The organism is Methylobacterium sp. (assembly GCF_019750675.1).
Classification (GTDB): domain Bacteria; phylum Pseudomonadota; class Alphaproteobacteria; order Rhizobiales; family Beijerinckiaceae; genus Methylobacterium.
This window is the reverse complement of the sequence record NZ_JAIEOF010000075.1, coordinates 1-1,574: the sequence shown is the minus strand read 5'-3', so window position 1 is coordinate 1,574 and position 1,574 is coordinate 1. Positions and strand designations below refer to the sequence as shown.

The 1,574-nt window shown below is 67.0% G+C and carries 2 protein-coding genes; both read left to right on the top strand.

Annotated features, from left to right (window positions below; genetic code table 11):
* The first annotated feature begins 266 nt into the window (after nucleotides 1–266).
* Nucleotides 267–503: an acyl carrier protein gene (locus K2X24_RS03920; protein WP_018044468.1), complete on the top strand. Its 237-nt coding sequence runs from the start codon at nucleotides 267–269 to the stop codon at nucleotides 501–503.
* An 85-nt stretch (nucleotides 504–588) separates the two neighbouring features.
* Nucleotides 589–1,574: beta-ketoacyl-ACP synthase II (locus K2X24_RS03915; RefSeq protein ID WP_292494837.1), on the top strand; the 986-nt coding region annotated here is incomplete at its 3' end.

Sequence of the window (1,574 nt, the reverse complement as noted above, 5' to 3'; positions counted from 1 at the left end):
CTCGCCAGCGTCGGAACCCTGTGTTAACACCCCGGCTGCCGTGCGAGGGGGGTGCCGATTCAGCGTGTTGCGGACGTCTTAAAAAACCCGGGTCACCGACTGGACAAACCCGGTGACTTGACCGAAACGCGCGATCGAACACACCGGCCGCCTTAACCACACAGTCCCGGGACGGGACGGCGGCCACGGCACCTTCACCAGCAAGATCCTTCACCAAACAAGATCCTTGCACCATCACGACCTTGAAGAGCTAAGGACCAAGACCGATGAGCGATATCGCTGAGCGCGTGAAGAAGATCGTTGTCGAGCACCTCGGCGTTGAGCCGGAGAAGGTGGTCGAGGGCGCGAACTTCATCGATGATCTCGGCGCCGACAGCCTCGACACCGTCGAGCTCGTGATGGCGTTCGAGGAAGAGTTCAACGTCGAGATCCCCGACGATGCCGCCGAGACCATCCAGACGGTCGGCGACGCGGTGAAGTTCCTCGAGAAGAACTCCGCTTAAACGTCACGGGTCGCGCGCTAGCGGGGTCTGAAACGGACCCCGCGCGCCATTCGTTGTGATGACAGGACCGGTTCGGGATAGCGCGATGCGTCGGGTCGTAGTGACAGGCTTGGGGATGGTGACGCCGCTGGCCAGCGGGGTCGAGGCCACCTGGAGCCGGTTGATCGCCGGCGAGTCGGCGGCCAAGGTCGTGACGGCGTTCCCCGTCGACGATCTCGCCTGCCGCATCGCCTGTTCCGTGCCCTTCGGTGACGGCACGAACGACAGCTTCAACCCCGACGCCTTCATGGAGGCCAAGGAGCAGCGCAAGGTCGATCCGTTCATCGTCTACGCCATGGCGGCGGCCGGCGAGGCCCTGAACGATGCCGACTGGCACCCGACGAGCTACGAAGACCAATGCGCCACCGGCGTCATGGTCGGCTCCGGCATCGGCGGCATCGGCGGCATCTACGACGCCTCCGTGACCCTGCACGACAAGGGTCCCCGCCGGATCTCCCCCTTCTTCATTCCCGGCCGCATCATCAACCTAGCCTCCGGCCAGATCTCGATCGCGCACGGGCTCAAGGGCCCCAACCACGCGGTGGTGACGGCCTGCTCGACGGGCGCGCACGCCATCGGCGACGCGGCCCGGCTGATCCAGTTCGGCGATGCCGACGTCATGGTGGCGGGCGGCGCCGAATCACCCGTGAACCGCCTCGCGCTCGCGGGCTTCGCCGCCTGCCGCGCCCTCTCCACCGGCTTCAACGACGACCCGACCAAGGCCTCGCGCCCCTACGACAAGGACCGCGACGGCTTCGTGATGGGCGAGGGTGCCGGCGTCGTCGTGCTGGAAGAGTACGAGCACGCCAAGGCCCGCGGCGCCCGGATCTACGCCGAGGTGATCGGCTACGGCCTCACCGGCGACGCCTACCACATCACCTCGCCGGCCCCGGACGGCGACGGCGCCTTCCGCTGCATGAGCGCCGCCGTGAAGCGCGCCGGCATCCAGGCCTCGGACCTCGACTACATCAACGCCCACGGCACCTCGACGCCCATGGGCGACGAGCTGGAGCTGAAGGCCGTGGAGCGCCT

Bases quoted from the DNA above. Each gene is read 5' to 3' on its own strand.
- K2X24_RS03920 (WP_018044468.1), top strand. From the start codon at position 267: ATGAGCGATATCGCTGAGCGCGTGAAGAAGATCGTTGTCGAGCACCTC.